The 8,543-nt window shown below is 64.5% G+C and carries 7 protein-coding genes; 3 read left to right on the forward strand and 4 right to left on the reverse strand.

The genetic code is table 11. The features are described from left to right. Positions 1–738 (reverse strand): hypothetical protein (locus KA184_21615; protein MBP8132185.1); only part of this gene is annotated, 738 nt, incomplete at its 3' end. A gap of 519 nt (positions 739–1,257) precedes the next feature. Here KA184_21615 and mutL point away from each other — a divergent pair. Together mutL and miaA are read left to right on the forward strand one after the other, a co-directional pair. Beyond that, on the forward strand, positions 1,258–3,186 hold the full coding sequence (gene mutL / locus KA184_21620) for a DNA mismatch repair endonuclease MutL (GenBank protein ID MBP8132186.1): 1,929 nt from the start codon (positions 1,258–1,260) through the stop codon (positions 3,184–3,186). Next, positions 3,183–4,118 carry a tRNA (adenosine(37)-N6)-dimethylallyltransferase MiaA gene (gene miaA, locus KA184_21625; protein ID MBP8132187.1) on the forward strand — a complete coding sequence of 312 codons (936 nt, stop codon included), beginning with the start codon at positions 3,183–3,185 and terminating at the stop codon, positions 4,116–4,118. The genes mutL and miaA overlap by 4 nt, the downstream gene beginning before the upstream one ends. 33 nt (positions 4,119–4,151) lie before the next feature. On the opposite strand, the gene KA184_21630 is transcribed toward miaA, so the two are convergent. Next, complete coding sequence (locus tag KA184_21630; protein ID MBP8132188.1) at positions 4,152–5,024, reverse strand: hypothetical protein; 873 nt, start codon at positions 5,022–5,024, stop codon at positions 4,152–4,154. A gap of 228 nt (positions 5,025–5,252) precedes the next feature. Between KA184_21630 and KA184_21635 the strand changes: the two genes are divergently transcribed. Further along, complete coding sequence (locus KA184_21635) at positions 5,253–6,995, forward strand: metallophosphoesterase family protein (protein ID MBP8132189.1); 1,743 nt, start codon at positions 5,253–5,255, stop codon at positions 6,993–6,995. Positions 6,996–7,001: 6 nt separating this feature from the next. Here the strand turns inward: KA184_21635 and KA184_21640 are convergent, their stop codons facing one another. Together KA184_21640 and KA184_21645 are read right to left on the reverse strand one after the other, a co-directional pair. Then, positions 7,002–7,730 carry a hypothetical protein gene (locus tag KA184_21640; protein MBP8132190.1) on the reverse strand — a complete coding sequence of 243 codons (729 nt, stop codon included), beginning with the start codon at positions 7,728–7,730 and terminating at the stop codon, positions 7,002–7,004. A gap of 28 nt (positions 7,731–7,758) precedes the next feature. Beyond that, on the reverse strand, positions 7,759–8,469 hold the full coding sequence (locus tag KA184_21645) for a carbohydrate-binding family 9-like protein (GenBank protein MBP8132191.1): 711 nt from the start codon (positions 8,467–8,469) through the stop codon (positions 7,759–7,761). Positions 8,470–8,543 lie beyond the last annotated feature (74 nt).

Raw genomic sequence — 8,543 nt, forward strand, 5'->3', positions numbered from 1 at the left:
ACCCCCGCCGCCGCCGGACCCACCACCCCCACCGCCCCCGCCGTCGCCATCACCGCCTTGGCCACCCGCGCCGCCACCGCCGCCGCCACCCGCGCCGCCGAGAAGGTCGAGAGAGAAAATAACCAGCGATAATGCGCCGGGCTCGCCAGCCGTACCTGCGGCGCCGGAGTCCCCTGTCGGCGGCAGCCCCGGAGGCGCCGTTGGCCCCCCGTTCGCGCCTTGGCTTCCGGCAGTCCCGCCCGCGCCTTGATATCCCGCAGCGCCGCCCGCGCCGCCCGCGCCGCCTGCGCCGCCCGCGCCGCCCGAACCGTTCGGCCCTTGCGTCCCGCCGAGACCACCCTGACCCGGATTCCCGCCGCGGGCCCCGCCCAGCGAACCGGGCGGCACAACCAGGTCGGTGTTCAACACGAAATCAGTACTTGAGGTAATAGCCAGCGGACGACTGCCCCGGATGACCACCACGACGCCGCTGCCCAAGTTCACGTAGGAAAAGCGGAAAACACAGACCCCGTCCACTTCCGTTCCATAGCGGGTCGGAGATATCGGACCGGAAATCGTCATCGCGTCCGTATCAATCGTGATGGTCCCGGTGCGCCCGGCAAGATTCAACGCCTGCCCCGCATTGCCGGTGCCCGCATCCGCGTCATAAATCTCCGGCACCGTCGCCGAAGCACCCAACGCGACACACACGGTCCATAGGACCGCCGTGTATCGTGCGCTCTTACCCCATCGTTTCATATGGACGTTCCTGCGATATGATTGGTCCGCGCTCCACACCACAAGCGCCCGGCGCCTTCTCTCAACGCCACCCGAAACCCCGCACCGCCGGACACCCTCTGCATGACGAGATGCTTCTGTGACTCCTCATTACCCGGGCTCTCGCCGCTCTTCCGGCAAAGGCCCCCGCAACGCAATATCATCACGGCTCATCTCGCAACACGGCAACGGGCGTCGCTGGACGCCCCGTTTCCGTGTGACTTTGCCCCCAGTCACAACCACATTCCCCGCCATCGCCCAATCCTCCGGCCATCGCATACAGTTGCGACTTGGGCTTGTCCTCTGGAATTACCCAGCCAGTAAGCTACACCGTCACTTCTTAAGCATACGGGAATCCCGCCCCGGTGTCAAGATGTTGACACCCTTTTCTTCCCCGTTCCCGCGCCCGAAGCGGGGCTTGGATCCACGTCGTACCGCTTGGTTTATTTTCGAGGCAGGCTGCTTTACAATAGGGATGGCCCGAGTTCATGCGCGAATCCCATGAAAAGCAAGACCGATTCCATAGCAGCCGTCCGGATCTTGCCGGAAGACATCGCCAACAAGATCGCGGCGGGCGAGGTCGTAGAGCGGCCGGCATCCGTGGTCAAGGAATTGGTGGAAAACGCGCTGGATGCCGGCGCCACGCGGGTCGTGGTGCGTCTGGTTGGCGCGGGACGCCGCCTGATCGAGGTCATCGACAACGGTCACGGCATGTCTGAACAGAATGCGCTGCTCGCCATCGAGCGTCATGCCACCAGCAAAATCCGGAAGGCGGAAGACCTCGAAGCAGTGAACACCATGGGCTTTCGCGGCGAGGCGTTGCCGAGTATCGCGGCTGTCAGCCAATTTGAACTCGTGACACGCCGGGCAAAGGACGACCACGCCACGCGTATCCGCATCGACGGCGGCACGTTGCGCGATGTCGAGCACTGCGGCGCCCCGGCGGGCACGCGCGTCAGCGTGAACCGCCTCTACTTCAATACGCCCGTCCGCGCGAAGTTCCTCAAGGGCGTCACGACGGAACTCAGTCATGCCATCGACATCCTGCAACGGCATGCGCTGGCCCGCCGCGATGTCGCCTTCCAGCTCTACCACAACGAGAAACTGCTGCTTGACGTACCGGAACACGCCACTCTGCGCGAACGCGCCGCGACCATCTGGGGGCTCAGTTTCGTCAACGAGATGGCCGGTCTAGAAGGCGAGCAGGCCGGCTTCGCTTTCCGCGGCATCATTGGGCTGCCCGGACTCACCCGCGCGGCACGGTCCCATCAGTTCTTTTTCATCAACTCGCGGCCCGTGGTCAACCGTTCGCTCCAATACGGTTTTGAGGACGCCTACCGCGGCCTTGTCACCGTCGGACGGCACCCCGTCGGCATCGTCCTCATCGAGACACACCCCCGGCTCGTAGATGTGAACATCCACCCCAGCAAGCGCGAGGTGCGTTTCCGCGATGACCGGGTCGTGCGCGGCCTCGTGCGCGACATCGTGCGCGCACAATTGTCGAAGGTACAACCCATCGAGGAAGCCGAGGAAGAACTGGCCGCCGAATCGCCGCAGCGCGATTTCGTCGTCGAACTGGAAGGCGGGGCAAGCCCCCCGTATCGTGCGCCCTCAGCCGACCGCGAGGTGTCCGCGCCTGCCGGCGCGTCGCCGCCCGCATCGAAGCCGGACCGGCCGCCGGCCGCTTCCGCCGGGGCAACGCAGCAAGTCACGGGAATCGATGCCGAGGCCGAGCAGCGCCGGGCGCTGCGCGAATGGGCAGGAGATACGCAAGAGGAATTGCCCGCTCCCGAACAGGAGCCGCCCGATGGTGTCAGCCCCGACGCAGTCTACCGTCCGCTCATAGAGAGCATAACGGACGCACCGCTTCAGCTCTTCGAGACGTATCTGCTCGTGCCGATGCGCGACCGCCTGTTGATCATTGACCAGCATGCGCTCCACGAGCGGCTTAACTACGACAACCTCGTCGCGGAGCTCTCGGACCGCGACTATGAATCGCAACAACTCGTCGTGCCCCTGGTTTTCGAGGTAGCGCCCGCGCAAGTCAAGCTGCTCGAGGCGCACCTCGACCTTTTCCGCCGGATTGGCATCGAAATCGAGTCCTTCGGCGGCAATACGTTTCAGATCGCCGCGATCTGCCATCTTTATGAGGAGTCGAAGGTCCCGGATGTCATCTATCGTGTGCTCGACGAAATCGCGCAAGGTGACCTCTTCGAACGGGACGACATGCTCGCCGATATGCTGCGGCTGGCCACCGTTGCCTGCAAACAGTCGGTCAAGGCGGGGGACCGATTGACCACGCAGGAGCGCAAGGCATTGCTTGACGGATTCCGCCGCCTGCGCCCGCCCTATACGTGCCCCCATGGCCGCCCGATTATCACCGAGCTCACCCAACGCCAGATGGAGAAGAGCTTCCGGAGAATCCAGTGACCCAGGTCGTTGCGGTCGTCGGGCCGACGGCCACGGGCAAGACTGCTCTCGCCCTCGAACTGGCCGGGTTGCTCGAAACTGAAATCGTCTCCGCTGATTCGCAGCAGTTCTACCGCGGCATGGAGATCGGCACCGCCGCGCCCACCCCTGAAGAACGTGCGCGCATCCCCCACCATTTTGTCTGCTTCCTGGACCCGGGCGAAGCCATGGCCGCAGGCGACTTCGAACGGCTCGCGCGCCCCGTCGTGGAAGCATTGAACCGGCGCGGAAAGCCCGCCGTGCTCGTGGGCGGCTCCGGCCTGTATATTCAGGCAGTCCTCGAAGGGCTCTTCGAGGGTCCGCCGCGCGACCAGGCCGTCCGCGACCGGCTGCGCGCCGCAGCCCGCGATTTCGGCAATATCTGGCTGTACCAGAAACTGGAAGCGGTGGACCCCGAATATGCGCGCACGCTCACCAGTTCCAATGACCTGGTGCGCATCGTGCGCGCCCTCGAAGTCTACGAGATCACGGGACGGCCCATCTCGCACTTGCACCGCGAATTCCGCAGGGTCAAGCCACCGCTCCGCGCGGTCAAGGTCGCCATCAACATGCCCCGCGAGGCACTCTATAGCCGCATCGAACGGCGCGTCCAGGTCATGCTCGACGCCGGGTGGCTGCAGGAAACGCAGGCCCTCCTCGACGCGGGGCATTATCCCAACATTCAGCGCCTGAAAAGCCACGGTTATCGCGAACTTGCGGCGCATCTGCGCGGCGAGATGACGCTCGAGGACGCCATCGAAACGACCAAACGCAACGTACGCCATTACGCGAAGCGCCAGTTCACCTGGTTCCGCGCCGACAAGACGGTCCGCTGGCTGGACGCCGGGCCCGAGGCGCCCGCGCGCGCCCTCGCGGAGCATATGCTCCGGGAATGGGTCATCGAGACCGCCTGAACGCGTGCTTGCGCACACCCGCGCGCCGGCCGTCTACCGGAAGAAGTGTTTCCATCCAATCGTGAAGGCGGGTCCCGAGAAATCGTGTTCCTGCTCCCAGAAAAACGCATAGCCTGCGTTACAAAAGAGCAGGTTCCGCTCGTCGAGCGGAATATCAAAGCCCAAATTGAGATTCACGCTGGGCAGGAACCAGGAATCGCTCAGTTTCACGCCGATGTTGGGCAACGGTTTGAAACCTGCCTTCACTCTGGCGTCATATGTGGCGTACGTGTACGTGTAACGCGCGCCGAGCGACGGCTTCGCGTCCTGCAACCGCTGCCGAAGCCCTTTCCGCCGTTTCATCTCGACGCCGCCGAGGGGAAAAAAGTCCACTCCAACGCCGAAGAAGGCGGCGCCGCGCTGGATTTCGAAATCGGTGTGCAGCGGCAGCAGCAGAATGCTGCGGTCGTCCGCCTCGGTGCGCACTTTGCCAACCGTGTAGCCGCTCTGAAAGAACACCGACCACTTTGGGGAAAGAACATAGCCAATCCCGAAATGCGGCGGCCAGAGGAGACCTTTGTCGCGCAGGTCGCTGATGGTAAAGACGTCATCGTAGCCCGGCGCGAAGAACCGCATTGCCGGGTCGAAGTACTTGTCGACGAGTTTCTCGCTTTCCAACTTTGGGTACACGTTCACCCAGGCAAGCAGCAGAAACCACCGGTTCGGCGGAGCTTTCTCCGGCGCGGGCGCCGGCGCGACCTCCGTGTCCGCTGCCACGAGGGGCGGGACGGCCGTTGCGGCCTCGCTCTCCGCCGTGCGCGTGCCTGCCAAGGAACCCGCCGCCAGCAGGAACAGGACCAGCGCTGACGCGCGAAATCCGCTGACGGTTCCATGTCTAAGCCCGATAGACAACCATTTACACTCCATGTCCCGGGCGTAATTCCCGCCCGGGTACCCGCACAAAGAGGCTGGAGTCTAGCACAGGCCCACGTGCTCAGGGGAACCAGTAGCGGCCCGGTCTATGCCGCGCTTTTGCCTCAGCCCCGACGGTTCGGTAGGCTGGAGGTTGCGGATGCGAAACGATCCCGCGTCCTGACACATTTCCCTGGCAATCCAAGTCGAAACGGTGGGCATCATTGAACGCAGAGGAAGCGTATGCGCTTCTCATTTCACATACCGGTCGTGTTCGCCATGGGCCTGCTCGGCACAGCCGCGCCCGCGCAGGAGATTCCCCTGCGCGGCTGGATGCAGGTAGACGCGGGGCAGGACCCGTGCCACAACGCGCACTGGCAATCCGCCAGGCAAAGCGTCCGCGTCGAGACGACGGCTCCGGCCGCAGGCGAGCCGGTCTGCCGCAGCTTCTACGTGGCGGACAGCCCAAATGCCACGGACTTTGCATTCCGCTGCGCGTTCACGCGCGAGGCCGTCCAGGAGGGCCAGAGCCTGGCGCAGGCGGACTTTGGCATCGTACTGCGCTGGAACGACGCGGCCAACTATTATGCCCTGTACTTCGATGGTGAAGATAGAGTGCTCTTGCAGCGGACAACGGGCGGCGTTGCGGCGGAAATCGCTTCGTGTCCGGGCTACGCACCCATTGCCGCTGTCACCTATCTGGACGCGCAACTCGCCGGCGCCCATATCCGCATCCGGCTCAATGGGCGGCCCCTTATTGATGTGACGGATACGGCGTTCTCCGCCGGTCGCGTGGGTTTTTTTGCCGGCCCCGGCGTATCCATACGCTTTGACGACATCGCGCTCCATGACGGGGCTTCGGCGCCCTTCCTCTATGTGCCGTTGCTGATCCTCAAGCTGCCCTATGTACTGTGGACGGACGATGACGAAGCCGTCATCATGTGGGAGACCAACCGTCCCGTGAGCGCGGAAGTGACGTACGGCGAAATCGGGCAGGAGGACACACACAGCGTCGCCGCGCCCGCCGATGGATGTCTTCAGAAGGTCGTCCTTACGGGGTTGACGCCGAACAGGCGATACGGGTATCGCGTCAAGGCCGAAGGGCGCAACCGCGGCGGCGGCGAATTTTACACGCGGGCGGCGCCGGGCGAGCCGTTCACCGTGGGGTTCATCGGCGGTACCCGTGCCTACCCGGAACACTTCAAGCAGTTCGCGGCCATGCTCCTGGCGAGGCAGCCGAACTTCGTGGTCCACTTGGGCGACATCGTGGACCGCACGACGCGGCTGGACCAGTGGGATGAATTGTTCTTCAAGCCGGGCGAAGCGCTGTTTGGGCGGGTGCCGGCCTACCTTGCGCCCGGTGAACACGATGCGTCCCCGAACCGGCACTGGTTCAACGCATTTCTGCCCTATCCCGGCGCGGGCAACGAACGCGATAACAGCGGTCTGAGCGGCTACTACGCGTACCCGTACGGAAACGCCGCGTTCGCCATTCTGGATACTGGCTTCCCGCTGGGTCCCGCATCCCCGCAGGCACGGTGGCTGGAAGAAACGCTGCGCTCTCCGGTCTTCCAAAACGCGCTCTGGCGAATCGTCTGCTGCCATGAGCCCCCCTACGGCATCGACCGCGCTCAGTGGAAACCGGGAAACGCCGATGTGCGCACTTGCGTGCTGCCGCTCTGCCGCGAATACGGCGTGCAACTGCTAGTCTGCGGCCACGAAGAGACATACAAGCGCACGATCATCGACGGCGTAATCTTGATCGTGAACGGGGCGGGCATTGCGGAACAGGACCCTGAAACGCGGCGGCCGGGCCGGGTGGCGCAATTCGCCGACCAGCTGTTCGGTTATGCCTCGCTGCAGTATAGCGTCATGCACATCAAGGGCTTCGGTCTCGAGTGGACCTGCTACAACAGTGACAACAAGCGTATCGACCGTTTCCGGCTCGAGCAGGGCCGTACGCAGCCGGTGGCCACGGAGCAGTAAGGCCGCTCAGGGGAACTGGCCGCCCCCGGCATCCGCGGCCGATCTCGGGCCGCCTGCCTCGGGAGCCGGAGCGGCTTCCGCCGCGGCCACGTCCCACTGGCGACGCAGCCGGACCGCCCGCCAGACCAGATAGAGCGCCGCCCCTGCCGCGAAACAGAGATACCCCCAAGTCCACAGGTCCATGCTCCGGCTGTAAGCCGTCGGATACTCGATGGGGTCGAACACAGGCCGCTCGATGCGCGCGCGCCACAGGAACACGCGAGCGAGCACGTTGGCGATTGCTCCCGCGAACAGCGCCTCGAAGCAGAAGCGGAGATGTCGCGTCAGCCGGAATCCGTCGGCCGCGCACCTGCCCCGCAACCGCGCAACCAGCCGCGCCACGCCGCAACTCGAGGCACCCAGCGTTCCGGAAACAAGCGCGAAAACCCCGGTCGCCGCCGCGGTCAGCACGGTCGCGTGACCGTCAGCCCCTTCGGCGAAAAGACCAGTAAACACCGCCGTCAACGCCGCCGCTCGCGCGAATGCAGGAAACATGCGGCGCTGCCCAAGCCCTTGCGCAAGCCCCCAGGTCAAAGGCCCCGCCAACAGCAGAATCAGCGCCGCGCGGTCCGCCTCCGGCCGGTACGCCAGCAGCCCGCCCAGATGGCGGCCCAGCAGGCCCGTCCACGCCGCTGTCAGCGTCCAGTAACCCGCCAAAAGCGCTCCGGCCGCGCGCGACATGCGCTCGTCACTCATGTTGCCGTCTCACGCCTCCCCAATTCGCCTACGCAAAACACAACGCGCCGAACCGGTCAGGTTGATGGAAGTCGAGGCGGTCGCCAATCGGCGACCATGCGCCCCAGTGCGGATGACTGGAGGTGTCGGCGCACTTGTAGAAATTCGCCCGCCATTCCTGTCCGCTCGGGTCGCCCAGGGAACCCACATACACCTCCAGCACATCCAGGGGAATTCGGAAAGCGGTTTCCCAGGTCATCGGCGCCTCGATCTCCCGCGCGAGGGGTCCCTCAAGCGCGCCGCGCACCTCCACGCGCCGCCCGACTTCCGCCGGTGCGCGCGTGAATTTCGCGAAGCCTTCGGGCGTCCGCGCCGGATCTTCCACGTATTGCAGCAGCAATACGCCGCAGCAGTTCATTTCAAAATTCATGTAGCCCTTATCCGGCTTCGGACGCACAAAGAACTCGACACACGAGTCCTGACAGACGGGGTCCTGATATGCCGTGTGCGCACCCACCACATACCGGTCTTCCACTCGGAAAATCCCATACAACGCCTGGGCGTCATACAGCACCTTCGCTTGCGTCGCGGGCCGGTGGTCGCTGCTGCGCGGGTGAAAATGCCCTACTGTCAGCGGCAGCACGTCCCGCCACATCGGATGCTCCCAGCCCGCCACGAGCGGCACGGGGCTGACTGTCCTGCGCACTGTATAGACAGGCTTCATGTTCTTCTGACCAGCGCAACGCGCTCCCAGTTCCATCGGTACCACTCCCTGACCGTGTTCCAGGTTCGTGTCCCCATCTTTTCACATGAATAGCCCCCTTTTCACGCCGC

This window comes from Candidatus Hydrogenedentota bacterium (assembly GCA_018005585.1).
Taxonomy (GTDB): domain Bacteria; phylum Hydrogenedentota; class Hydrogenedentia; order Hydrogenedentales; family JAGMZX01; genus JAGMZX01.